Source organism: Roseovarius atlanticus (genome assembly GCF_001441615.1).
GTDB lineage: Bacteria > Pseudomonadota > Alphaproteobacteria > Rhodobacterales > Rhodobacteraceae > Roseovarius > Roseovarius atlanticus.
On the sequence record NZ_LAXJ01000073.1, the window covers coordinates 1 to 321 of the forward strand.

Sequence of the window (321 nt, forward strand, 5' to 3'; positions counted from 1 at the left end):
CGCGCGAGGCGTCCATGAAGGTGCCGAGCTTGTCCTGCTTTTCGCGCAGCGCCTCGGCGACGGTGTCCCACTGGGCTTCCGCGTCGGCCTTGGTTTCCTGGGCGAAGATCGTCTTAGCATCGCCGACACCGCGGTGCGCTGCTTGGCCGGAGCATGGGCCAGAGCGTTGCGCATCCAGTGAACCCGGCACCGCTGATGAGTGGCGTTGAAGACCCGCCGCGCGGCGGCGCGCAGCCCCTTGTGATCATCGGCGATGACCAGCTTCACGCCGCGCAGGCAGCGGTCGGCCAGGGAGCGCAGGAAGTCGGTCCAGAACGTCTC

General features: G+C 68.2%; 1 pseudogene. It reads right to left on the bottom strand.

Features of this window, described 5'->3' with window-relative positions:
* A pseudogene (locus XM53_RS22350) lies at positions 1-321 on the bottom strand (transposase); the annotation flags it as partial.